Source organism: Mycobacterium sp. IDUB_19, from assembly GCF_055419445.1.
Genome location: NZ_JBVAXR010000016.1, coordinates 25,411 through 48,329, shown reverse-complemented (window position 1 = coordinate 48,329; position 22,919 = coordinate 25,411). Strand labels below are relative to the sequence as shown.

22 protein-coding genes and 2 tRNA genes are annotated in these 22,919 nt (G+C 64.5%); 12 read left to right on the top strand and 12 right to left on the bottom strand.

Annotation, left to right across the window (positions count from 1 at the left end; all coding sequences use genetic code 11):
- Window positions 1–15 precede the first annotated feature (15 nt).
- Window positions 16–759 (bottom strand): DUF881 domain-containing protein, encoded by a 744-nt coding sequence (locus tag ACZY0B_RS14880; RefSeq protein WP_463764894.1) that lies wholly within the window; start codon window positions 757–759, stop codon window positions 16–18.
- 118 nt (window positions 760–877) lie between these two features.
- On the opposite strand from ACZY0B_RS14880, the gene crgA reads away from it, so the two are divergent.
- Together crgA and ACZY0B_RS14870 are read left to right on the top strand one after the other, a co-directional pair.
- Window positions 878–1,159 carry a cell division protein CrgA gene (gene crgA / locus ACZY0B_RS14875; RefSeq protein ID WP_108926469.1) on the top strand — a complete coding sequence of 94 codons (282 nt, stop codon included), beginning with the start codon at window positions 878–880 and terminating at the stop codon, window positions 1,157–1,159.
- Window positions 1,160–1,314: 155 nt separating this feature from the next.
- On the top strand, window positions 1,315–1,749 hold the full coding sequence (locus ACZY0B_RS14870) for a PH domain-containing protein (protein ID WP_463764893.1): 435 nt from the start codon (window positions 1,315–1,317) through the stop codon (window positions 1,747–1,749).
- A gap of 13 nt (window positions 1,750–1,762) precedes the next feature.
- Here ACZY0B_RS14870 and ACZY0B_RS14865 read toward each other — a convergent pair whose 3' ends face one another.
- Window positions 1,763–2,311 carry a peptidylprolyl isomerase gene (locus ACZY0B_RS14865; protein WP_463764892.1) on the bottom strand — a complete coding sequence of 183 codons (549 nt, stop codon included), beginning with the start codon at window positions 2,309–2,311 and terminating at the stop codon, window positions 1,763–1,765.
- A gap of 137 nt (window positions 2,312–2,448) precedes the next feature.
- Here ACZY0B_RS14865 and cwsA point away from each other — a divergent pair, with 137 nt between their 5' ends.
- On the top strand, window positions 2,449–2,886 hold the full coding sequence (cwsA, locus tag ACZY0B_RS14860) for a cell wall synthesis protein CwsA (protein WP_463764891.1): 438 nt from the start codon (window positions 2,449–2,451) through the stop codon (window positions 2,884–2,886).
- 506 nt (window positions 2,887–3,392) lie between these two features.
- Here the strand turns inward: cwsA and ACZY0B_RS14855 are convergent.
- The 9 genes from ACZY0B_RS14855 to dnaA all read right to left on the bottom strand — a co-directional run bounded on the left by ACZY0B_RS14855 (window position 3,393) and on the right by dnaA (window position 14,601).
- Window positions 3,393–3,465 (bottom strand) — tRNA-Ala (locus ACZY0B_RS14855).
- Window positions 3,466–3,610: 145 nt separating this feature from the next.
- Window positions 3,611–3,684: transfer RNA gene (locus tag ACZY0B_RS14850), tRNA-Ile, on the bottom strand.
- Between the two features lie 61 nt (window positions 3,685–3,745).
- Window positions 3,746–4,636: a DUF3566 domain-containing protein gene (locus ACZY0B_RS14845; protein WP_463764890.1), complete on the bottom strand. Its 891-nt coding sequence runs from the start codon at window positions 4,634–4,636 to the stop codon at window positions 3,746–3,748.
- Window positions 4,637–4,761: 125 nt separating this feature from the next.
- Window positions 4,762–7,281 (bottom strand): DNA gyrase subunit A, encoded by a 2,520-nt coding sequence (gene gyrA, locus ACZY0B_RS14840; protein ID WP_463764889.1) that lies wholly within the window; start codon window positions 7,279–7,281, stop codon window positions 4,762–4,764.
- Window positions 7,282–7,319: 38 nt separating this feature from the next.
- On the bottom strand, window positions 7,320–9,353 hold the full coding sequence (gyrB, locus tag ACZY0B_RS14835) for a DNA topoisomerase (ATP-hydrolyzing) subunit B (RefSeq protein ID WP_463764888.1): 2,034 nt from the start codon (window positions 9,351–9,353) through the stop codon (window positions 7,320–7,322).
- Between the two features lie 267 nt (window positions 9,354–9,620).
- Window positions 9,621–10,184 (bottom strand): DUF721 family protein, encoded by a 564-nt coding sequence (locus ACZY0B_RS14830; protein WP_463764887.1) that lies wholly within the window; start codon window positions 10,182–10,184, stop codon window positions 9,621–9,623.
- Window positions 10,181–11,347, bottom strand: coding sequence for a DNA replication/repair protein RecF (gene recF / locus ACZY0B_RS14825; protein WP_463764886.1), 1,167 nt, complete (start codon window positions 11,345–11,347; stop codon window positions 10,181–10,183). Before recF ends, ACZY0B_RS14830 begins: the two co-directional genes overlap by 4 nt.
- Window positions 11,348–12,547, bottom strand: a complete 1,200-nt coding sequence (gene dnaN / locus ACZY0B_RS14820) for a DNA polymerase III subunit beta (RefSeq protein WP_463764885.1) — start codon at window positions 12,545–12,547, stop codon at window positions 11,348–11,350.
- A 530-nt stretch (window positions 12,548–13,077) separates the two neighbouring features.
- Complete coding sequence (dnaA, locus tag ACZY0B_RS14815) at window positions 13,078–14,601, bottom strand: chromosomal replication initiator protein DnaA (protein ID WP_463764884.1); 1,524 nt, start codon at window positions 14,599–14,601, stop codon at window positions 13,078–13,080.
- 611 nt (window positions 14,602–15,212) lie between these two features.
- Between dnaA and rpmH the strand changes: the two genes are divergently transcribed.
- From rpmH to ACZY0B_RS14770, 9 genes are all read left to right on the top strand, one after another.
- A complete protein-coding gene (gene rpmH / locus ACZY0B_RS14810) occupies window positions 15,213–15,356 on the top strand; it encodes a 50S ribosomal protein L34 (protein WP_463764883.1) in 144 nt (47 codons plus the stop codon).
- A 23-nt stretch (window positions 15,357–15,379) separates the two neighbouring features.
- Complete coding sequence (gene rnpA / locus ACZY0B_RS14805) at window positions 15,380–15,742, top strand: ribonuclease P protein component (protein ID WP_463764882.1); 363 nt, start codon at window positions 15,380–15,382, stop codon at window positions 15,740–15,742.
- A gap of 2 nt (window positions 15,743–15,744) precedes the next feature.
- Complete coding sequence (yidD, locus tag ACZY0B_RS14800; protein ID WP_463764952.1) at window positions 15,745–16,098, top strand: membrane protein insertion efficiency factor YidD; 354 nt, start codon at window positions 15,745–15,747, stop codon at window positions 16,096–16,098.
- Window positions 16,082–17,182 (top strand): membrane protein insertase YidC, encoded by a 1,101-nt coding sequence (gene yidC, locus ACZY0B_RS14795; protein WP_463764881.1) that lies wholly within the window; start codon window positions 16,082–16,084, stop codon window positions 17,180–17,182. Before yidD ends, yidC begins: the two co-directional genes overlap by 17 nt.
- An 83-nt stretch (window positions 17,183–17,265) precedes the next feature.
- Window positions 17,266–17,838, top strand: a complete 573-nt coding sequence (locus ACZY0B_RS14790; protein WP_463764880.1) for a Jag family protein — start codon at window positions 17,266–17,268, stop codon at window positions 17,836–17,838.
- Between the two features lie 59 nt (window positions 17,839–17,897).
- Entirely contained in the window at window positions 17,898–18,632 is a 735-nt protein-coding gene (rsmG, locus tag ACZY0B_RS14785; RefSeq protein WP_463764879.1) for a 16S rRNA (guanine(527)-N(7))-methyltransferase RsmG, read from the top strand.
- Window positions 18,629–19,648, top strand: coding sequence for a ParA family protein (locus ACZY0B_RS14780; RefSeq protein ID WP_463764878.1), 1,020 nt, complete (start codon window positions 18,629–18,631; stop codon window positions 19,646–19,648). The genes rsmG and ACZY0B_RS14780 overlap by 4 nt, the downstream gene beginning before the upstream one ends.
- Window positions 19,649–19,671: 23 nt before the next feature.
- Window positions 19,672–20,655, top strand: a complete 984-nt coding sequence (locus ACZY0B_RS14775) for a ParB/RepB/Spo0J family partition protein (protein ID WP_463764877.1) — start codon at window positions 19,672–19,674, stop codon at window positions 20,653–20,655.
- A 285-nt stretch (window positions 20,656–20,940) separates the two neighbouring features.
- Window positions 20,941–21,693 carry an acetyltransferase gene (locus ACZY0B_RS14770; protein ID WP_463764876.1) on the top strand — a complete coding sequence of 251 codons (753 nt, stop codon included), beginning with the start codon at window positions 20,941–20,943 and terminating at the stop codon, window positions 21,691–21,693.
- On the opposite strand, the gene ACZY0B_RS14765 is transcribed toward ACZY0B_RS14770, so the two are convergent.
- On the bottom strand, window positions 21,690–22,910 hold the full coding sequence (locus tag ACZY0B_RS14765; RefSeq protein WP_463764875.1) for an N-acetylmuramoyl-L-alanine amidase: 1,221 nt from the start codon (window positions 22,908–22,910) through the stop codon (window positions 21,690–21,692). The genes ACZY0B_RS14770 and ACZY0B_RS14765 overlap by 4 nt on opposite strands.
- Between the last annotated feature and the right edge of the window lie 9 nt (window positions 22,911–22,919).

Here is a 22,919-nt window from a genome sequence, read left to right as displayed (position 1 = left end):
AACCCCGGCTACTGCTCAGTAGCCAATCGGGCCCATCGGCTTCGCGAAATGCATGCTGACCGGTTCGGTGTGGCCGACGATCCGCACGTCGGGCTTGACGTCCTCGTGATAGCCGAGCCCGAACCGGACGACGTACTGCTTATAGAGAATGACCAGGGGAGCGGCGGCCAGGGCGGCCTGCATGGCGGCGGCATTGCCGATCGCGGTGATCGTGTAGGGCGGGCTGTAGGTGCGCCCGTTGAGCAGCAGCGTGTTGCCGACGCAGCGCGGCACCGACGTGGCAATGAGCCGCTGATCCTGCATCTGGATCGCCTCCGCTCCGGCGCTCCACAGGGCGTTGAGGACGGCCCCGATGTCTTGCTGGTGCACCACCAGGTCATCGGGGGAGGCGTCGCGCGGGAAGCGGCCGTTGGCGTCCCGCTGGGCGTCATCGAGGGTCACTGCGAGGCCCGGGCCGTGGACCGGGTTCATGTCGGCCTCACCGGCCAGCTCCGCCGAACGCCGCAGCATGGCCGCCAACGCGGCATCAGACGATCTCAGGTGCGTGGAGTCGATCTTGCCGGCCAGCTCGTCGCGTTCGGCCTTCAGGCGATTTACCGAGGCCTGCGTCTCACGCACCAGATCGACCAGGCGCGGTGCATCGCTGCGACGGATCTCGGTGCCGCCGGAGACCCCATGCGTGGCGGCCAGCAGCAGGCCGGCCAGCAGGCAAACCAATGGGACACCGAAGCGCCATGGTGACCGGCCGGTCCGGATCATCGAGTCTCCAATTTCCTGGTCGGGGGGCCAGGTGGGTTAATCTCGTAGCCAAGTCCTGCGTGTAGCTATAACCGCTATCGTTGCACCCCGTCCCATTCACCGTGATCCCGAGGTAATCATGCCCAAGTCCAAGGTCCGCAAGAAGAACGACTTCACCGTCACCGCGGTCAGCCGGACGCCGGTGAAAGTGAAGGTCGGACCGTCCAGCGTGTGGTTCGTCGCGCTGTTCGTGGGTCTCATGCTGATCGGTCTGGTTTGGCTGATGGTGTTCCAGTTGGCCGCCGTCGGAAGCCAGGCGCCGACCGCTCTCAACTGGATGGCGCAACTGGGCCCGTGGAACTACGCGATCGCGTTCGCTTTCATGATCACCGGTTTGTTGCTCACGATGCGCTGGCACTAACCGAGGTCAGACGCCGAATGAATTCATCTTGGGGTCGATTCGCGGCTAAGCCAGCAACCTTGTGACCACCCAATCACACGCGTGTGATTTATCCCCACTGTTGATAGCTGATGTGGATAACTGCATCGGCAGTGGTGGGAGGGGTTAAGAACGATATGCAGCAAACACAGTGGCAGCCGCGTGCTGCGGGAGTGGCTGGTTGTGGCCTTGGCGGGGTTTTCATGGCTATCGCTAGTGTGACCGTCGTCACAGACCCGCCGGGCCGGGTCCTGGCGGGGATTGCCGGGGCGGGTCTGCTGTTGTTTGCGGGCGCGACGTGGCGCGCGCGTCCAAAGCTGGCAATTACCGCCGGCGGCCTGGCGATCCGGGGGTGGTTCCGGACGCAGGTATTGCAGCACTCCGACATCAAGATCATTCGGATCACCGAGTTCCGCCGCCTCGGGCGCAAGGTGCGCTTCCTCGAAGTCGAAACGGTCGACGAGCGGCTGGTGCTGTTCTCCCGATGGGACCTGGGCGCCGACCCGCTGGAGGTGCTCGACGCGCTCACCACAGCCGGCTACGCCGGCCGAGACGGTGCTGGGCCGGCTTAGCTACGGGCTGGGCTTAAGAGATCGTGATCGACTCGATGACGACCGCGTCGGTCGGACGGTCATTGCCGTCCGTGGACGTCGTCGCGATCGCGTCGACCACCTTTTGCGACTCGGGGTCGGTCACCTCGCCGAAGATGGTGTGGCGCCGGTTCAGGTGCGGCGTGGGGCCAACGGTGACGAAGAATTGCGAACCGTTGGTGCCCGGACCCGCGTTGGCCATCGCCAGCAGGTACGGCTTGTCGAACTGCAGCTCGGGGTGGAACTCATCGGCGAACTGGTAGCCCGGGCCGCCGCGTCCCGTACCGGTCGGGTCGCCGCCCTGGATCATGAAGCCCTGGATCACTCTGTGAAAGACCGCGCCATCGTAGAACGGACCGGCAGGGCTACCCGACGCGTTTTGAGTCGAGTACTCCTTGGTGCCCTGCGCCAGGCCAACGAAGTTGGCGACAGTCTTGGGCGCGTGGTTTCCAAACAGGGCGATCTTGATGTCGCCGCGGTTGGTGTGCAGTGTGGCAGTGGCAGTCTGATGCGGGCTGTTGGTCACGACACGAGAGTCTGCCATTACCCGCGGACCCGCCCGCACCCGGTGTCAGTCGGGACAGCCCGGACCGAAAAGTCCGACGTCGCGCTGCAATAGGCCCGCCGGTGTTCGGATGGTGGCAGGCTGTAGATTCCACGGGCGGCACAGAAAGGCGGCAGATGAGCGCGCAGGCGGAATCCCAGCTGACCCCTAGGCAGCGACTGTCTCGAGGCCTGACTTACTCGGCAGTGGGACCGGTGGACGTCACACGCGGTCTCATCGGATTGGGGGTCGGATCCGCGCAGTCGACCGCATCGGAGTTGCGCCGCCGCTACCGCCAGGGCCAACTGTCTCGCGACATCGCCGCGGCACAGGAAACGATCGCCCAGGAACTGGCCGCCGCGCAGGAGGTCGTCTCGAGCCTGCCGCAGGCACTGCAGGAGGCACGCAAATCCCGGCGCCGCCGGGGGAAGCGCCCGCTGCTGATCGCCGGAGCTGTCGTCGTCGTCCTGGCCGGCGGCGCGGTCGCCTTCAGCATCGTCCGACGCTCGACCAACCGCGACAACGCCGAGCCGTCACCGCGGCCGCCCAGTGTGGACGTGCAACCGCGCCCCTGACGCAAGTCGGACAGCAAGGCGAGAATTCGCCGATTAGACTGTGCCCGTTTGCTATCCGCTCCGGCGGCATCGCCCGTCTTCGCCACCCTGAGCGGCTGGGCTCAGTCGTCGACGTGGTTCGGCGGCTGCCCGAGCCGCACGGGCTGCGTGAGATCAACCGGGTAGCACTCGGGCGGCAGGGTCACGTCCTCGACGACTCCCCGGCGGCCGAAGACGGAGTAGCTGGGGGCCTGGTGACACCGCTCCCAGGTCCCGTCCGGACCTATCGGGCTTGTCGCAGTAGGACTCCCCCGGAATCGGGGTGCCCTGACAGCCCGCCGAGGCGCGTGGAGCCGTCCCGATGCCGATTCCGATTCCGATTCCGCCGATCATCAGTGCCGCTGCCAGCGCGTCTGTCGTTTGAGTTCACCGCCCTGCGGCGAACGAGCAAAGGCGAGGCCCCCGGCCCACGAGGGCCAACATCCAAGGGGGAGCCAACAATTCGCCCAGAACACCATTTTGATTTGTGGAGCCTAGGGGAATCGAACCCCTGACACCTGCCTTGCAAAGGCAGTGCTCTACCAACTGAGCTAAGGCCCCTCTGGCCGGTCAACGGATGCGGGATCGACTGCTGCCACGTGCCAGACCTCGACCTCGCGGCGTGACCGCACCACCACCGTCACCAAGGCAATCAGTGCCAGCGGCAATGCCAGTCTCACACAACGTCTTGATGGACACATGGTTGTGGGCCTAGGAGGACTCGAACCTCCGACCTCTTCGTTATCAGCGAAGCGCTCTAACCACCTGAGCTATAGGCCCGTATACGCGTACGGCCGAGCGACGAGATTACCGCAATCGTCGCCCGACCCCAAAACCTGCACTAATCCCGATCCGCCAGCGTCACCTCGATGCCGCCGATCAGGTCGGTCGTCAGGTTGTAGATGAACGCGCCGATCGTGGCCATCGCGGTCAGCAAGACGATGTTGACCAAGCCGATCAGCACGGCGCCGCCGAAGATCGTGCCGCTCGAGACCAGTTCTCCGCTGCTGCCGCTGGTGTTGTTCAGCAAATCACCGACGTTGCTGTTGAGCTTTGCCCACACTCCCATACCGCCGAGCACCAGGTAGAGGAACGCCACGGCGATCATCCAGACGAAAAACAGCGCCACCGAGAGCATCAGGGATACCTTCAGCGTGCTCCACGGATCGATCCGGCGGATCTGCATGCTGGCCCGGACCGGGCCTCCCTTTCGCCGCGACACCTGAACCAGGCTGTCGCGATTCTCCCGGGGTTCGGTGGTCGTCGAGCGCGCCGGTGGTGACGTTTCCGAGCTGCGCTCCGGTGCGGTCTTACGCTGCGATCCCCGCGGAATCCCGCCGGACAGATCCGGCAACTCACTGGCGTAGGCCTCGTGCGTTGGCCCGTCGCCGCGTGCCGGCGCATCGAACTCGTGGCTCTTGGACTGCGGTTGCGCGCTAGCCCCCTGCGTGTTGCCACCCGAGATGAAACGGTTCAGTCGGGCATCGACGCCCGACGGGCCACCGGACGGCGGACCCGGCGGCCGCGCCTCGGTCGGAGGTTCGCCCTGACGGCCTGCGGGATTGGCGGCCCGGGCAGCACCTCGCTGCCACGGTGGCGAATCCCCGCCCTCCTGACCACGGCCTGCCGGGTGGGGGGCCCCACGCGGGTGCGCACCGGCACGCTCGGCCGAAACATCCCCGTTCTGGCTGTCGCCCTTCTTGGGGGCACCCGGCTCGCTCGGTGAGGTCACCGGAGACTCCTTACCTCTGCTGCCTTGGCAGACCGGACGGTGGCACTCGCATTTTCTCTGGTCGGGCTGAGTCTAATTGCCCCTACCCGTTGGCAGAGCACTGGTCGACCCGCACCCCTACCCGGCTAGCTCTCCGACTCCTCGCCGCCCTCGATTTCGTCGATGTCGTCCTCGGCACTTTCTTCGGCATTGCGGGCAATCGCCAACAGTGTGTCGCCCTCACCCAAGTTCATCAACCGAACGCCCTTGGTCTGCCGCCCGGCCTTACGGACCTGGCGCGCCGCTGTGCGGATCACGCCGCCGCCCGAGGTGATCGCGTACAACTCGCTGTCGTCGTCGACGATCAACGCCCCCACCAGACTGCCACGCCGGCGGTCGTACTGAACGGTCAGAACTCCCTTGCCGCCGCGGCCCTGCACCGGGTACTCCTCGATCGCGGTGCGCTTCGCGTAACCACCGGCAGTGGCCACGAGCAGGAACATGCCCTCCTGCACCACATTCAGCGACAGCAGCCGGTCGTCCTCGTTGAATCGCATGCCTTGTACGCCGGACGTGGCACGGCCCATCGGTCGCAGCGCCTCGTCGGTGGCCGAGAACCTGATGGACTGCCCGTTGGCCGAGACCAGGAGCAGGTCCTCCTCGGCCGAGCAGAGCACGGCGCCGACCAGCTCGTCGCCGTCGCGCAAGTTGACGGCGACGATCCCGCCCGAGCGGTTGGAGTCGAAGTCGGTCAGCTTGGACTTCTTGACCAGACCGTTCTTGGTGGCCAGCACCAGATACGGCGCGTCCTCGTAGCTCTGGATCTGGATGACCTGGGCGATGCGTTCCTCGGGTTGGAAAGCCAACAGGTTGGCTACGTGTTGCCCGCGCGCCGTCCGGGATGCCTCCGGCAGCTCGTATGCCTTGGCTCGGTACACGCGCCCCTGCGTGGTGAAGAACAGGATCCAGTCGTGCGTCGAGGACACGAAGAAGTGCGCGACGATATCGTCCTGCTTGAGTCCGGCGCCCTGCACGCCCTTCCCGCCGCGTTTCTGGCTGCGGTACAGGTCGGTCTTGGTGCGCTTGGCATATCCGGTTTCGGTGATCGTGACGACGACGTCCTCACGCGCGATCAGGTCCTCGTCGTTGACGTCGCCGTCGGCCGCGATGATCCGGGTACGACGAGCGTCGCCGTGCTTCTCGATGATCTCGGCGAGCTCGTCGTGCACGATCGCGCGCTGCCGCTCTGGTTTGGCCAGAATGTCTTCCAGGTCCGCGATCTCGGCTTCGATCTTGGCCAGGTCGTCGACGATGCGCTGGCGCTCCAGGGCCGCCAGCCGGCGCAACTGCATGTCCAGGATGGCCTGGGCCTGAATCTCGTCGATGTCCAACAGCTCGATCAAGCCGGCCCGGGCGATGTCGACGGTTTCCGACGCCCGGATCAAGGCGATGACTTCGTCCAGTGCGTCCAGCGCTTTGACCAGGCCGCGCAGAATATGGGCCCGCTCGTTGGCTTTTCGCAGTCGGTAGGTGGTCCGCCGGATGATCACGTCGAGTTGGTGCTCGACGTAGTAGCGGATCATCTGGTCGAGCCGCAGTGTGCGCGGCACCCCATCGACGATGCTCAGCATGTTGACGCCGAAGCTGGTCTGCAGCTGGGTGTGCTTGTAGAGGTTGTTCAGCACCACCTTGGCCACGGCGTCGCGCTTGACCTCGACGACAATCCGCAAACCCACCCGGTCGCTGGATTGGTCCTCGATGTTGGAGATGCCGGCCAGCTTGCCGTCGCGCACCTGCTCGGCGATCGAGGTGATGAAGTTGTCGTGGTTGACCTGGTAGGGCAATTCGGTGATGACGATCGAGGTACGCCCGCGTGAATCTTCTTCTACCTCAACAACTCCGCGCATTCGAATGGAGCCGCGGCCGGTGGTGTAGGCATCGTTGATCCCTTGTGAGCCAACGATCAAACCGTACGTCGGGAAGTCTGGCCCCTTGACCCGCTCGCACACCGCGGCCAGCGTGGCTTCCTCGTCGGCCTCGTGGTTGTCCAGACACCAGTAGACGGCCTCCGCCAGCTCCTTGAGGTTGTGCGGCGGGATGTTGGTGGCCATACCGACCGCGATGCCGCCCGAACCATTGGCCAGCAGGTTGGGGAACCGGCTGGGCAGCACCGTCGGCTCCTGCACCCGACCGTCATAGTTGGGGATGAAATCGACTGTCTCCTCGTCGATTTCGCGCAACATCTCCATGGCCAGCGGCGTCAGCCGCGCCTCGGTGTACCGCATCGCCGCTGGGGGATCGTTGCCTGGCGAGCCGAAATTACCCTGCCCGTCGACCAGCGGGTAGCGCAGCGACCACGGTTGCGCCATCCGCACCAGGGTGTCGTAGATCGACGAGTCGCCGTGCGGGTGATAGTTACCCATCGTCTCGGCAACGGAGCGTGCGGATTTCGCGTGACCGCGGTCCGGGCGGAACCCGGAGTCGAACATCGCGTAGAGCACCCGGCGGTGCACGGGCTTCAGACCGTCGCGCACCTCGGGTAGCGCGCGGCCCACGATCACACTCATCGCGTAGTCGATGTAGCTGCGCTGCATCTCGTGCTGGATGTCGACCGGCTCGATGCGGTCGCCGGCCGCGTCGCTCGGCGGCAACGTGGTGTCAGTCATGTGTTCCTTCGGTCGCTAGAACTCGCCGTATCGATGTCTTAAACATCCAAGAAACGAACGTCTTTGGCGTTACGGGTGATGAAGCTGCGCCGCGCCTCGACGTCCTCGCCCATCAGGATGGAGAACAGCTCGTCGGCCGCGGCGGCGTCGTCGAGCGTGATCTGACGCAGCACCCGAACGGACGGATCCATCGTGGTCTCCCACAGCTCCTTGGCGTCCATTTCGCCGAGACCCTTGTAGCGCTGAATACCGTCCTCGGCGTTGATCTTTCGGCCGGCCGCCCGACCCGCCTCCAGCAGCCCGTCGCGTTCCCGGTCGGAGTAGGCGAACTCGGGTTCGCTGCGCTGCCACTTCAGCTTGTACAGCGGCGGCTGCGCCAGGAACACGTGGCCATTCTCGATGAGCGGCCGCATGAACCGGAACAACAGGGTCAGCAACAGTGTCGAGATGTGCTGGCCGTCCACGTCGGCGTCGGCCATCAGGACGATTTTGTGGTAGCGCAGCTTCGCAAGGTCGAACTCGTCGTGGATCCCGGTGCCCAGGGCGGTGATGATCGCCTGCACTTCGGTGTTCTTCAAGACGCGGTCGATGCGTGCCTTCTCGACGTTTATGATCTTGCCTCGCAACGGCAGAATGGCCTGGAACATCGAGTCGCGGCCGCTCTTTGCCGAGCCGCCGGCCGAATCACCCTCCACCACATACAGTTCCGACTTGCGCGGATCGGTGGAGCGGCAGTCCGCGAGCTTGCCCGGGAGCCCACCGATGTCCGTTGCACTCTTGCGTCGCACCAACTCGCGCGCCTTGCGCGCCGCGATACGCGCTTGCGCCGAGGACACCGCCTTGTTCACAACGACTTTCGCGTCCGCCGGGTTGGCTTCGAACCAGTGCGTGAGTTGTTCATTGCAGACCTTCTGCACGAACGACTTGACTTCGGTGTTGCCCAGCTTGGTCTTGGTCTGGCCCTCGAACTGCGGTTCACTCACTTTGACCGAGATTACCGCCGCCAGGCCTTCCCGGATGTCGTCGCCGGTGAGGTTGGCGTCCTTTTCTTTCAGCAGCTTCTTGTCTTTGGCGTACTTGTTCACCACCGACGTCAGCGCGCTGCGGAAGCCTTCCTCGTGGGTGCCGCCTTCGTGGGTGTTGATCGTGTTGGCGAAGGTGTGCACCGACTCCGAGTATCCGCCGTTCCACTGCATCGCAATCTCGACTTCGTGGCCGGTGCCCTTGCCTTCGAAATCGATGATGCTCTGCTGGATCGGGCTTTTGGTGCGGTTGATGTGCTTGACGAAATCGACCAACCCGCCAGGGTATTGGAACGTACGACGCTTGACCTTGGGCGATGCTGTCGACTCCGCGGCCTTTTCTTGGGCGGACTTGGGCGCATCGGCCGTGTCGCTGACGACGTCGTCGACGACCTCCTCTTTGGTCACGCGCTCGTCGGTGAGGTTGATCGTCAATCCCTTGTTCAGGAACGCCATTTCCTGCAGCCGGCGCGCCACCGTCTCGAAGTCGTAGTCGGTGGTTTCGAAGATGTCGGGGTCGGCCCAGAACCGGATCGTGGTTCCGGTCTTCTTCGTGGCCTCACCCTGTTTGAGGGTTCCCGGTACGGCGCGGTCGTAGTACTGCGACCATTCGTGGCCGTCGCGGGCGATGTCTACCTCAAGCCGGGACGATAGTGCGTTGACCACCGACACACCGACGCCGTGCAAACCACCACTGACGTTGTAACCGCTGTTCTCGCCGCCGAACTTGCCGCCGGCGTGAAGTTGCGTCATCACCACGTCCACGGTGGGCGCGCCGGTGGAGTGCATCGCGACCGGGATACCGCGCCCGTTGTCGGCGACCTCCACGCTGCCGTCATCGAGGATGCGCACATCGACCTGGTCGGCATAGCCGGCCATCGCCTCGTCCACCGAGTTGTCGACGACCTCCCAGACGAGGTGGTGCAGACCTCGCTCCCCGGTAGACCCGATGTACATGCCGGGGCGTTTACGGACGGCCTCCAAGCCTTCGAGCACGGTGATCGCTGACGCGCCGTATTCGTCTTGCGCCTTCTTCTTCTGGGCAGCCACGGTCGGAATGCTCTCCTCGGGGTTTCATGCGGGCGGTTCCAGTCACCGCAGCAGTCGCATCACTTCACTCTACCGTCATCGGGGGTCGGCACCGATTTTCTGGGCGCGTTTCTACCTATCTGGATGCGCCGTGCGCTCAATTTCTTTATTGACGCCGCGTCCGGACGTGCGTTACGGGGGTCCGTTTCGTTCTCGCGGATCTGAGAGGTCGTACCTTTACGCCTTGTCGGCGGCACGTCGCCAGTGTCGATGAACCACCCAATTGTGTCAGCCGTACGTGTCGCGCGGGCCTCGACCGGAGATGTGCCGGGGCCCCTTCCGCCAGGAAGGGGCGGCCGGACCGGTGATCTTCAGGGAGGTCACTACGCCGTTGCCCACCGCGGCGGCGATCTTGGCCAACAGCTGCGCTTGGACCATGCGCAACTGCGTGGCCCAAGCGGTGGATTCGGCTGCCACACTGAGCACCCCCTCGTTGAGGGCGGTCGGGGTGGCGTGATCGGCGATCTGATGGCCCACCACGGATGCCCAGTGGCCGAGTACCGTGCCCTCGGCGACGCGCCCCGACCAACCGCGCTTCTTCGCAAGGTCGCGGACGACCCTTCCCATCGGTTGTGGGTCGCGCACGTCGGGTCCCGGACCCGACCAGCTTCGCCGCCGCCCGGCAACACGACGCGGAACGGGATTGCTTCCGCGCCCACGCCCCGCGTCCTTGCCCTGCGCTCGCGCTGCTGCGCGGGCCTCCTCGAGGGTGCGCCGCACCAAGTCGATACCGCTGAGGTCGCTTGGTTGTTCGGAGCGTTCGGCGGGTGGCTCGTCTTGGCTGCCGGTCATGCTTGCAGCACCGAGACTCGTCCAGTGTCATCGTCTTGCAAGTTGATGTGCACCCGCCTAGCGTCCCAGCCCGCGGGGATATCTTCCAGCACCGCCGCGGTTACCAACACCTGTTCCGCGGATTCGGCGACGGCCGCCAGGGCCTTGCGGCGGGCTGCGTCCAGTTCGGCGAACACGTCGTCGAGCAACAGCACCGGTTCGCTGCCGTCCGCCCGGAGCAATTCATACGCAGCCAGCCGCAGCGCGATCGCGAAAGACCAGGATTCCCCATGGCTGGCAAAGCCTTTGGCAAGTTGATCGCCGAGGCGTAACTCCAAGTCGTCGCGATGCGGGCCGACGAGACACACGCCGCGTTCCAATTCGGCGTTGCGCCGGGCCGCCAGCGCGGCCAGCAGCGCGGCTTCCAAAAAGTCCCGGTCCCCACCCGCGGCGTCGTCCCCGCCTTCGGTACCTAAACCGTCGATGCTTGTTTTGTAGTTGATCCCGGCCGGCCGTGAGGCCGGCGCCAACAACTGGTAGGCCTTTTCCACTTCCGGCGCCAACTGGTTCACCAAATCGATACGGGCGGCCATCAATTCGGCGCCGAGCTCGGCCAATCGGCTGTCCCAAACGTCAAGGGTGTCCAGCGCGCCTGGGTCACCTCGATGCCGCGACCCGGCCAATGATTTCAGCAGCGCACCGCGCTGCCGCAACACTTTGTCGTAGTCCGCGCGTAGCGCGGCGATCACCGGGCGACGCACGGTGGCCAACTCGTCGAGATAGCGGCGCCGATCTGCCGGATCCCCGCGGACCAGGGCCAAGTCCTCAGGAGCAAAGAGCACGGCGCGTAATACACCGATCACCTCGCGCGTGCTGCGCACCGGCGAGCGGTTCAGCCGAGCCTTGTTCGCCCGTCCCGCGGCAATCTCCAAATCGATCGCGCATTCCCGCCCCTCGTTGACCACAATCGTGGAAACCACTGCTCGATCGGCACCCACTCGAATCAACGGAGCGTCCGTCCCGACCCGGTGTGAGCCTAAGGTGGTCGAATACCACAGTGCCTCAACCAGATTCGTCTTCCCAAAACCGTTGGGACCGACGAACACCGTCCGGCCCGGTTCGAGCTCGAGGTCGGCGTGTGCCCAGGACCGGAAGTCGCGCAGCCCTAAATGCCGGACGTACACCTATCCGGGCAACCGAACTGGCATCAACAGATAGACGTAATCCGTGGGCAACGCGGAGAACGGACCGGTGCCCGTCGGATGGCTATCCGCATCGAACGCCGGGCGCAGCAATGCCGGCTTGCCCGCGGTGGTGAAACCGAACGACACGCGATCCGCCTTCACCGAGCTGAGTCCGTCGGTCAGGTAAGTCGGGTTGAACGCGATCGTCAACGGCTCACCGGCGAAGTCGACGGCGAGTTCTTCCTCCGCGCGGCCGACATCGTCGGCGCCGGCCGACAGCCGCAACATGCCGTCCGCGAATTCCATGCGTACCTGCGCACCCCGGTCCGCTACCAACGCAACCAGCTTGATGGCTTCAGTCAACTCAGCGACGTTGATGGTTGCGACCGCGGTGTGCTCGGCGGGCAACAGCTGACGAAACTTGGGGAACTCGGCATCCAGCAGCCGCGTGGTGCTGCGTTTGCCGTTGCCGCTGATACCAAGCAGCCCCTCTTTTCCGACTCCGGTGCCGGCACCCAACGACAACCGAACATCGGAACCGTCCGTGCCGGTTTTGGCCGCCTCAGCCAGTGTCTTGGCCGGGACCAACACTGCCGCTTCGATGTCGGGCGACAGCGCCGACCACGTCAGCTCGCGAACTGCCAAACGGAACCTGTCGGTGGCGGCCAAAACGACCTTCTCACCCGAGATCTCGACCCGAATGCCGGTCAGCATCGGCAGCGTGTCGTCGCGGCCGGCGGCAATCGCGACCTGCCCGATCGCCTCGGCGAACAAATCCGACGGCAAGCTCCCGGTCTCTTCGGGCAATGTCGGCAGCGTCGGGTAGTCCTCAACAGCCATCGTCGGTAACGAGAACTTTGCGCTTCCGCAGGTCAACGCGACCCGATTGCCATCAACGTAAAAGTCCACCGGCTTGTCCGGCAACGCCCGGGTGATGTCGGATAACAGCCGTCCTGACACCAAAACGCTTCCCGGAGAGGCTATTTCGGCTGCAACCTGTACTTCGGCGGATACCTCGTAATCGAATCCCGAGATCGTCAGGCCCTCATCGGTACCGGTCAACAGCACTCCCGAAAGAACCGGCACGGCCGGCCGGCTCGGCAGGTTCTTCGCAACCCACGACACCGCTTCGGCAAAAGATTCTCGGACCAGGCGAAACTTCAGATCAGTGAGGCCAGCAGTTGTCGTCGCCACGTCCATAGCGTCCCTTCACCTACCCAAAGATCCAATCCGGCAGCTAGCCTTCCAGCCCCGCCAGCGTGGGGCCCCGCAACGAACGCCGATGGCAGGTACTGCGCCACGACGTCCACAACGGGAGTCGAATCACAACCGTAGAGCTTCTGCGGCCATCTTGAAAGCTAATCGCGAAGGCCGACAAGCCGAGTGATCGAGAGCTTCGTGTGCGCTGTGTAACGAGGTGTCCCCAAGGCTGTTCTTCAAAGAAGAAACGATGGAGAGATCTCAGTACCAGTATTAAGGCCTGTGCATCCTGGGGACAGGTCTCTCTCGGCGCAGCTAGCGCAGCGATCGGCTTGTGGATGACAGGGTTGGTAACTGTGCAGCCGATGTTGGCCCGTTGGGGATGGGGGAGGGGTGTGCACTTCAAGGGCGATCGCTGCACTGTTGTTTGGCACGTTTGTACACAACGCTGCGCACATCGATCGGCTGTGGCTGGAGTGACAAACGTGCGAGAAGTTTTTTGAAAAAAGTTTGACGCGCGGTGGCCCGAATCAGCGCTTGGAGCGCTGACGGATGCGAGTGGTGAGTTCCTTGACGTGATCGAATACCTCACGCCGCTCGGCCATCTCGGACAAGATCTTTCGCTGCGCGTACATGACCGTGGTGTGATCGCGGCCGAATGCCTGGCCGATCTTGGGGAGAGACAGGTCGGTGAGTTCGCGACAGAGATACATCGCGATCTGGCGCGACTGAGCCAGTGCTCGGGTCTTACCCGGTCCCCGTAACTCCTCGACCGTGGTGTCGAAGTATTCGGCGGTGGCGGCCATGATGGTCGCCGCACTGATCTGCATCGTGCTGGCATCGGCGATCAGGTCGCGCAGCACAATCTCGGCCAGCGACTTGTCGATCGGCGTCTTGTTCAGCGAGGCGAACGCGGTGACCCGGATCAGAGCTCCTTCGAGCTCACGGATGTTGCGCTCGATGCTGCTGGCAATGAGCTCGAGTACGTCGTCGGGTACCGCGAGCCGTTCCATCTGTGCTTTCTTGCGCAGAATCGCGATGCGGGTTTCCAGTTCGGGTGGCTGCACATCGGTGATCAGGCCCCACTCGAAGCGTGTTCTCAGCCGGTCTTCCAGAGTGGCGAGTTGTTTGGGTGGGCGGTCAGAGGAGATGACGATCTGCTTGTTGGCGTTGTGCAACGTGTTGAAGGTGTGGAAGAACTCTTCCTGGATACCTTCCTTGCCTTCGATGAACTGAATGTCATCGACCAACAGCACGTCGACGTCGCGATAGCTGCGCTTGAATGCGACCTTGCGATCGTCGCGAAGCGAGTTGATGAAGTCGTTGGTGAATTCCTCGGTGGATACGTACTTGACGCGCATGCCGGGGAACAGCCGCTGCGCGTAATTGCCTGCGGCGTGCAACAAGTGGGTCTTGCCGAGCCCGGACTCGCCCCAGATGAAGAGCGGGTTGTAGGCGCGTGCCGGTGCTTCGGCGATCGCCAGGGCCGCGGCGTGCGCGAAGCGATTGGAGGCACCGATGACGAAAGTCTCGAAGGTGTAGCGCCGGTTGAGGCTCGTTCCGCCGGCGGCCGCGGCCGCGTCGGTGCTGTGTGGGCGTTCGGCGAAGTAGTTGGGCCAACTGTGCTCGGCGCCGAGGACTTCACCGTTTTCGTCGGTCTCGTCGACGTCACTTGACGCTTCTACGTCGATGTCCTCGGTGAAGCTGTCCCCCTGCGGGAACGCGGAATCATCGGTGTCGTCGGAAGGCGGAGCGATCCGCACCCCGAGTTGGACCTGTTGTCCGAGCCGGCGGCTCAGCGCATCGGTGATTGGGGTGCGCAGGTGGCGTTCGATCTCGTTTTGCACAAAGCTGCTCGGCACCGATAACAAGGCGAAGCCCTCGACGATGGTGAGTGGCTGCACGAGGTTGAGCCATGCTCGCTGCTGAGGAGTCAGCGGATTGACGAGAGTCGTACGACTACTGCTCGCACCATCGTCGTCGGAGTCACCGTTGAGTTCAGAGACGACCGCATTCCACACTGTTGTGAAACCCGAACCGGAGTCATCGGTCAACGACGCATCTCCCTGGTCCGACTTCGAGGTGCAAACACGCTTGCCGACAAAGCAACTGTCCACATAGTTATACACAGGTGTGGACAGGATAGGCGTATGCGGGCCGCAACCTACCGGCGACGGCTCGCGATCTGCGGACTGGAGACAATCCCGGCTAGGTCGCCTGCACAGCTAGTAGATCCGCCATCATGCTTCGTTGTCGAGCGCCGCTCCAGTCTGAAACGGCATTGCCCGAAGCTAACAGTTTTCCGTGCGGCTGCCAACAGTTCTGCTGCATTCCAGTCAGGTTATTTAGGGTCTGCTGGGGCGTGTTGCAACTTGACGATGAAGTCGTGCTGGTCGGCGCCATCGACAGCCAAAGATTTCATCTTGGGTGCCATTGGGTCCGTTGGGGCAGGCCAGGTTTGACCCAGCGAACGCTCGTCAGTAGCCTCAGACAGTCGCCCGAAAGTCGGCGATACGGCTGCGACCCAGGAATTATGCCCCCGGGGACCGCGCCGGCCAGTAGCAGGAACAGTTTGCGACCGAATCACGAAGCAATTTAGCTGAGCCAAACGTGAACGGCCGGATGGCTGGGAAAGCTTCTAGCGAGACAGAACGAGGAGAACGCCGTGGCCAAGGGGAAGCGGACCTTCCAGCCGAACAACCGGCGCCGAGCCCGTGTGCACGGCTTCCGTTTGCGTATGCGTACCCGTGCCGGGCGTGCCATTGTGTCGGGCCGCCGCCGCAAGGGCCGCCGCGCGATATCTGCCTGATCTGACCGACAGGCTTGTTGGCGGTGCTTCCCGCGCGCAACCGCATGAGACGGTCACGGGAATTCGATGCGACAGTGAAACACGGGATGCGTACGGCGCAGCCCGATCTCGTTGTACATGTGCGCCGGGGAAACGCTTCCGAAGTGGGCCAGGGTCCGCGGGTGGGGTTGATCGTCGCCAAATCAGTGGGCTCGGCCGTTGACCGGCATCGGGTCTCACGACGTCTCCGCCACGCCGTGCGGGGCATGCTCGCGGATCTTCATGAAGGCGACCAGGTGGTCATCCGGGCGTTGCCCAGCAGCCGGCGGGTGTCGTCCGCCTGGTTGGAGCAGGAGCTACGCAAAGGTCTGCGGCGCGCCTTCGAACGAGCGGGAGCGGACCGTTGAGTGTGACGGCGCCGGCGCGCGCGAGAGTGGGTGGCGCGGGCAGGACCGTCGCGCGAGGACTGATTTTTCTAATCCAGCTGTACCGCCACATGGTCTCACCGCTGCGGCCGGCGACATGTCGCTTTATGCCGACGTGCAGTCAGTACGCCGTGGATGCGCTCACCGAGTACGGCTTGATTCGGGGGAGCTGGCTGGCGGCAGTCAGGCTCGCCAAGTGTGGACCATGGCATCGGGGAGGATGGGATCCGGTACCGGATCGCGCCCCCGAACACCAGGGTTGCCGGTTGAACTTCGAAGACACCAGCGGCGGCGGGGAGACCCCGGCGCCGCGAGGGGAGAGTGAATCTTTTGTTTGATGTATTCAGCCTGGACTTCGTCTACTACCCGGTGTCGTGGATCATGTGGGTTTGGTACAAGCTGTTCGGTGCGCTGCTGGGACCCTCAAACTTTTTCGCGTGGGCCCTGTCGGTGATGTTCCTCGTGTTCACCTTGCGTGCGCTGCTCTACAAGCCGTTCGTGCGCCAGATCCGTACCACCCGGCAGATGCAAGAACTGCAACCACAGATCAAGGCGCTGCAGAAGAAGTACGGCAAGGACCGTCAGCGGATGGCGCTCGAGATGCAGAAGCTGCAACGCGAGCACGGGTTCAACCCGATCCTGGGCTGCTTGCCGATGCTCGCCCAGATCCCGGTGTTCCTCGGGCTCTATCACGTGTTGCGTTCGTTCAACCGCACGACGGGCGGCTTCGGGCAACCACAGATGTCGGTCATCCAAAACCGGTTGACGGGCAACTACATGTTCAGCCCGACCGACGTCGGACACTTCCTGGACGCGAACCTGTTCGGCGCGCCGATCGGTGCGTCCATGACACAGCGCACCGGTCTGGATGCCTTCATCGATTTCAGCCGCCCCGCGGTGATCGCGGTCGGCGCGCCGGTGATGATCCTGGCGGGCATCGCCACCTACTTCAACAGCCGAGCATCGGTCGCCCGGCAGAGCGCGGAGGCCGCCGCCAATCCTCAGACGGCCATGATGAACAAGCTTGCGCTGTATGTCTTTCCGCTGGGAGTGGTTGTCGGTGGCCCCTTCCTTCCGGTGGCCATCATCTTGTACTGGTTCTCGAACAACATTTGGACTTTCGGTCAGCAGCACTACGTGTTCAACATGATCGAGAAAGAGGACGAGGCCAAGAAGCAGGAAGTGCTTCAGCGGCGCGCGGCCAATGCGCCGCAACCGGGCGCCAAGCCGAAGCGCAAGGCAACGCCGGCGAGTGGCAACGGCTCGTCGACGGCCGACGATGACACCGAGCCGAAGACGGACGCGGACGGCGGCGCGGCGGAAGACGGCGCACCGGACAAGCCGGACATGACCGGCGACACGAATGGTCCGGGTACCCGCACACCCAGACCCGGGGCTCGACCGAAGAAACGGAAGCGCTGACAACAGCGCCACAGCTTTACCGGGCCGTCTCCGGAGAGTGACCCGAATGAGACAGGGACGGACCCATGGATGAGGGAGAAGAAATGACGGACGCTGACACCACCGAACGCGACTTGGATACCCCAGTGGCGGTCGAGGATGAAGCCGAGGACACCGCGACGCCAGAGGCCGGGGCGCCCGAAGGTGAGGACCAGGAGGAGCGGCTGGTCGCTGAAGGGGAGATCGCCGGCGACTACCTGGAAGAGCTATTGGATCTGTTGGACTTCGACGGCGATATCGATCTGGACGTCGAAGGCAACCGGGCCATCGTCAGCATCGACGGCAGCGACGACTTGGCCAAGTTGGTCGGCCGTGGCGGCGAAGTGCTCGACGCGCTCCAAGAGCTCACCCGGTTGGCGGTCCATCAAAAGACCGGCGTCCGTAGCCGGCTCATGCTCGACATCGCGAGTTGGCGCCGGCGCCGTCGCGAGGAGCTTGCCGCGTTGGGCGACAAGGTCGCGCGGCGCGTGCTGGAGAGCGGCGAGCGCGAAGAGCTCAAGCCGATGACCCCGTTCGAGCGGAAGATCGTCCACGATGCCGTCGCGGCGGTGGACGGGGTGCACAGCGAGAGCGAGGGCGTCGAACCGTCCCGCCGCGTTGTCGTCCTGCACGACTAGCCAGGACCGGGTTACATCGGTGTAGTTCGCCCCGCCCTGTAGGTCCGAAGACCGGAGGAATGTTTCACGTGAAACATGTCGGGGGTTTCGACGAGGCGGAAGCGCCCGGCACCGTGGGCCCCGGCCCGGCACCCATGGCGGCGGTCGAGGTATTCGGGCCACGCCTCGACGTCGCGGAGCGGTATGCGGAGGCGCTCGCAACGGCCGGAGTGGAGCGCGGACTTCTGGGTCCCCGCGAAGTGGACCGCATCTGGGACCGCCACCTATTAAATAGTGCAGCGGTTGCCGAACTTCTCGAACACGGCGAACGAGTCGTCGATATCGGGAGCGGGGCGGGGTTGCCGGGGATACCGTTGGCGATCGCACGGCCCGATCTGGAGGTCGCGCTCCTCGAGCCGTTATTGCGCCGCAGCGAGTTTCTCAAAGAGGTCGTCGCGGAACTAGGGTTAACCATCGAAGTGGTCCGCGGCCGCGCCGAAGAGCCTTGGGTACGCGAGCGGTTCGGCGAACGAGATGCCGCGGTGTCGCGAGCGGTTGCAGCGTTGGACAAGTTGACGAAGTGGAGCATGCCGTTGCTACGGCCGGGCGGACGGATGATCGCGATCAAGGGGGAGCGTGCTCCCGATGAAGTCGAAGAGCACCGGCGTGGGATGGCAGCGTTGAATGCAGTAGATGTCAGGGTGGTGACATGTGGCGCGAGCTATTTGCGTCCGCCCGCAACCGTGGTGGTAGCGCAGCGCGCAGCGCGGTCGCGTCGTGGGTCGGCACCGAGGGCGGAGAGGAGAAAGCGATGAGCTCTGCCCGGGATCAGTCCGGCGGCTCGGGTCCAGGCGCGCAGCGCCCGTACTCGGCGGGGGCGCCCATCGCACCGCCGCTGGCGCCGGACGAGTCGGTACCCCTCGCGGACGAGGCGCCAAGCGAAACCACCGCGGATGTTTCACGTGAAACATCGAACGAATACGACACCCCGATCGGCGCCGCGGCAGAACGCGCCATGCGGGTGCTGCACACCACGTACCCGCCCCTGCCCCGGCCCCGCCACCGCCGGGTCTTCACGGTTGCCAACCAGAAGGGCGGCGTCGGTAAGACGACCACCGCGGTCAACCTTGCCGCCGCACTGGCGGTCCAGGGACTCAAGACCCTCGTCATCGATCTCGATCCCCAGGGCAATGCGAGCACGGCCCTCGGTATCACCGATCGGCAAGCGGGGACGCCCTCGTCGTATGAGGTGCTGCTCGGCGAGGTCTCGTTGCAGTCGGCGCTGCGGCGCAGCCCGCACAGCGAGCGGCTGTTCTGCGTGCCCTCGACCATCGATCTGGCCGGCGCCGAGATCGAATTGGTCAGCATGGTCGCGCGCGAGAATCGATTGCGTACCGCTTTGGCCGAGCTGCAGGACTTCGACTTCGACTATGTATTCGTGGACTGCCCGCCGTCGCTGGGTCTGCTGACCATCAACGCGCTCGTCGCCGCGCCAGAAGTAATGATCCCGATCCAGTGCGAGTACTACGCGCTGGAAGGTGTGTCACAGCTGATGCGCAACATCGAGATGGTGAAGGCGCATCTCAACCCCCAGCTCGATGTCACGACGGTGATCCTCACGATGTATGACGGACGAACCAAGCTTGCCGACCAGGTGGCCGAGGAGGTTCGCCGCTACTTCGGCGACAAGGTGCTGCGGACCGTGATCCCGCGCAGCGTGAAGGTCTCGGAGGCCCCGGGCTACAGCATGACAATCATCGACTACGACCCCGGATCGCGCGGGGCGATGAGCTATCTCGACGCGAGTCGCGAACTCGCGCAGCGTGACTAATCACCATCCGTGAAGGGACGACAATGACGCAGCCACTACGCAAGAAGGGCGGCCTCGGCCGAGGCCTGGCTTCGCTGATCCCGACCGGCCCCGCCGAGGGTGACTCGGGACCGGCAACCCTGGGCCCGCGGATGGGCGATGCGGCCGCCGACGTCCTGATCGGTGGGTCGGCGCCGAGCGTATCCGCGATGGGTGCGGTGTACCGCGAGATCTCACCGGCCGACATCGAGCCCAACCCGCGCCAGCCGCGCCAGGTGTTCGACGACGAGGCACTGGCCGAGTTGGTGCACTCGATCCGCGAATTCGGATTGTTGCAACCGATCGTGGTGCGAGCGGTAACACCGGCACCGGGCGGTGCGCGCTACCAGATTGTGATGGGGGAGCGGCGCTGGCGGGCTGCCCAGGCCGCGGAGCTGGCCACCCTCCCGGCGATCGTGCGGGAGACGACCGACGACAACCTGCTGCGCGACGCCTTACTCGAGAACATCCACCGGGCACAGCTGAACCCGTTGGAAGAAGCGGCGGCATACCAGCAGTTGCTCGACGAGTTCGGCGTCACCCACGACGAACTGGCCTCGAGGATCGGGCGCTCGCGGCCGCTGATCACCAACATGATCCGGTTGCTGAAACTGCCGATCGCGGTACAGCGCAGAGTGGCCGCGGGGGTGCTGTCCGCCGGACATGCCCGCGCGTTGCTGTCGCTGGAGTCGGGCCCCGCGGCGCAGGAAGAGTTGGCGAGCCGGATCGTCGCCGAGGGTCTGTCGGTGCGCGCCACCGAGGAGGCCGTGACACTGGCCAACCGTGGCGACGCTGCGACGCCGGCACCGCAGCGCCGCAAGCCGATCCAGATGCCGGGCCTGCAAGACGTTGCCGAGCGGCTGTCGAACGCCTTCGATACCCGGGTGACGGTCAGCCTGGGCAAGCGCAAGGGGAGGATCGTGGTGGAGTTCGCCTCGGTGGAGGATCTCCAGCGGATTATCGACACCATGGCCCCGCCAAAGGCATGACCAGCCATACCGCGTAATTACGTCACTGTGACACAGCGCGGGTTTCCGGCGCTCATCTGACCCCCTGGAGCGCGGAGATCCGGTGTGTATCAAGGCTTTTCGGCATTCGGCAAACCGGTCACCCCGCGTGCCGGGGCGTTTCGGCCGCCTCCTCGGCGTGGTCGGGCCAACACTGGCCCGAAAACGGCAAACTCTCCTATCCTGGAGGGGTTGGTGGTGCACGTCAGCCTGGGACAGCCGGGCTTGGCGCAATGGGCTGCGATACGCACGGAAGCCAGGAGGCTAGTGTCTGCTCGAATCACGCCCCTGCGGCTCGAAGCCTTCGAGCAACTTCCCAAGCACGCGCGCCGCTGCGTCTTCTGGGAGGTAGATCCCGCGACGCTTGGCGACCAGGGCCATCTTGCCGACCCCGAATTCGAGAAAGAGGCGTGGCTCTCGATGGTCATGCTGGAGTGGGGTTCGTGCGGTCAGGTCGCGACCGCGATGCCCGACGAGCAAAGCCACACCGATCCGCCATGCCTGGGCTACGTCTTGTACGCCCCGCCGGGAGCGGTACCGCGGGCGCACCGGTTTCCTACCGCGCCGGTGTCTCCGGACGCGGTGCTGCTGACGTCGATGGGTATCGAACTGGGGCATGCCGCCGACGACTTGCCGCACAGCCTGCTGGCCCGGGTGATCGACGAATTGATGCGCCGTGGGGTCCGGGCGCTGGAAGCGTTCGGCCGCACACCGGCGGCTTCGGAGTTGTTGGATCCGCAGCTCGCCGACCCCGACGTTCGGCCGGTGCTGGAGTCCCTCGGTGACTGCTCGGTGGAGCGCTGCATCATCGACGCGGAATTTTTGAAGGATGTCGGATTCGTTGTCGTGGCACCACATCCGTACTTCCCGCGGCTACGACTCGAGCTGGACAAGGGGCTGGGGTGGAAAGCCGAAGTGGAGGCCGCTTTGGAGCGCCTGCTGGCGAACGCCCAGCTGCAGCAGCCCGTCGGCGCCGGGTCCACCGTGGGAAATACGTTGCAGAACAAGCAGGACGGTTAAGTACCGCCGAGCCGGGTCGTCCGCTCAACCGACAATTCGTGTGCAAGCAGCTCGGCGAACGTGAACGTTCCCGTGGGCCGGTCGTTCTTGCCCAGCAGGTAGAGCCGCTTGACCGCGGCGAGGATACCTTCGGCGATGGCATCGCGCGATTGGGTGGAGAGCAGCATGTCCCGATCACCCGGATTGGTGATGTAGCCGACGTCGACCTGGACGGTGGGCATCCGCGTCAGCCGCAGCAGGTCCCAAGTACGGCCGTGCGTCCGGCAATCCCGTAATCCGGTGCGGGCCACCACTTCTCGTTGGATGAAGTCGGCGAGATTTCGACCGATCGTCGACACCGAACCGTGCGAGTTGCCGAAGTGGAACGAGGCTACCCCGTTGGCCGAAGGGCCGACCTGAGCTTCGCAGCGCAGGCTGATCATCAGGTCCGCGCCCACGTTGTTGGCGGTCGCGGCACGCTCGGCATCCGAGGGACTGCGGTTGGTCGGCCGGGACAGAAACGTTTCCATGCCGATGGCGGTCATCCGGCCCTCAAGCCGGCTGGCCAAGTCCCACAAGATGTCTGCTTCGCTGACCGGACCGGCCGGGCCGTGTGCGATCAAACCGTGGTCGTCGCCGCCCCGACCCGGATCGATGATGATCCGCTTGCCCGAAAGCCGCGGGCCCGACCGACGGACCAATTCTTCTTCGCGAATTGCATGAGGCGAGCCACCGCTGACCCGCGAACTCAGAAAGTACAAGGAGCGCAAGGTTTCCGGGCCGCAGATGCCGTCGGCGGACATCCCGTACTCGCGCTGGTACGACATCAAGGCGCTGTGGGTCTGCAGTCCGAAATGTCCGTCGACCAGTCCCGTGTAGAAACCGAGGTCTTGGAGCCGGGCCTGTAACGTCGCGACGTCGTCACCGTAGAGAGGTGCGCCGAATTGGTGGTAGAGGGTGCGCGCGCCGAGTCGGTAGGACGCCTCTTTGAGCGCCCGGTAGGTGGCCTCGCCGACGATGCCGTCCACGAGCAGGCCACGATGCTGCTGAAAGGCGCGGACCGCCTGGTCGAGCTGGGCATCGAAGACCTCGAGCGCCACATGGCGGCCCGTGGTCAAATCTTCTTCGGCGTTGTCGAGAAGCCCTAGTGCAGCCAGCGAGGCACGGATCTCGGTCACAGCTGCGCTGCGGTCACCACAGCGCAGAGCGTCGCCGTTTTCGCGGCGCGGACTCGACATACCAAGGGC